This window comes from Salinicola sp., from assembly GCF_982684285.1.
On record NZ_CEXLVS010000496.1, the window covers coordinates 1 to 1,180 of the forward strand.

Here is a 1,180-nt window from a genome sequence, read left to right on the forward strand (position 1 = left end):
AACAGGTCCGTTTTTGTACCTTTTCGGGCAGTGATACTGAGTGAGCTGGTACTGTAATCAGCCGAGCCATAATTATTTTTATTATCACCAGGGCCGACACGAACGGCTGAATTTGTTGAAGAGATCTCTTCGATAAGCGGTAGTGTTTTATCTTCTTCTAATAACAAAGTTTTTACATCGTTAAGAATAATATCAGGGTGCAAAAATGACACACTGTATATATTGCGAATTTTAAGCTCAGGGTCAATCAAAAATACTCGCATAATATGGGAAAATGTTTCAGTTTCTGTACCATCATCGCTGATTCTTGTTTGAATGGACTGGCCATAATTGTCAAGAATAGGGTACAGAGTTTTCAATGAGTCAGCAGTAAGGTAAGTCCAACTCATTTTCTGTTCTTTGGACATAGTATGTCCTTGATGACCTTTATGTTGGTCATGGCCACCATGGCCTGCATGTTCATCATGAGCACCACCACTGACTGCTTTTAACACAGCAGGAGTGTCATTCTCGGGATCAAAACTCATGCTAACCAGTTGCATTTTATTGCTTAAACCTGGCGTTTTACTGGCTTCTTGTTTAATGCGGTTAAATACAATCTGTGTTAGTGGGCAGCCATTAAGATCATTACAACGGCTATACATAAAACTTAATAAAGTATATTTTCCTTTGAATAAATCATGATAGTTAACATATTGACCATCTACATTTAATACTTTTGCATCATGGGCAGAGCCAAAGGCAGGCAGGGTGTAACTGCCTGCCTCGGGTGCCGTAAAATCTAATTCACCATATCCTGGAGCGATTAATTGAACTTGTTGCTGATCACTTTCTTGCTCTGCAGCGAAGCTGATACTACAGAACAGTGCTGTGATTGTTATTAAACCAACTTTTAAACCAGAATATAGCATTGAATTACCTAACTAGATTTATTTGTTCAACGCTACAGTTGTAGCATCTTGAGTTTCTACTTTCGCTTGTTTTCCATACAGAGAATAAGCACCAAAACGCATTTGATGTGCACGTCCTAGTTTTTCTTCAATGAAATCGATGCTGAATTTTTCAGTCATTTCTGTACCATCCCAATGGAATAGTTTTAAGAACTGATCATTCTCTTCACCTTTCTTATCCCAGTTACCTAGTAAAGACGTGGTGTAGTACAAGCGTGTGCCATCCCAGC

General features: G+C 38.8%; 2 protein-coding genes. Both read right to left on the bottom strand.

Going from position 1 to position 1,180, the window contains the following annotated elements; all coding sequences use genetic code 11:
- Window positions 1–911 (bottom strand): SCO family protein (locus AC3AYF_RS21410; protein WP_487780485.1); only part of this gene is annotated, 911 nt, incomplete at its 3' end.
- A gap of 18 nt (window positions 912–929) precedes the next feature.
- Window positions 930–1,180, bottom strand: a 251-nt coding sequence (locus AC3AYF_RS21415; protein WP_487780486.1) for a hypothetical protein, incomplete at its 5' end; no start/stop codon positions are given.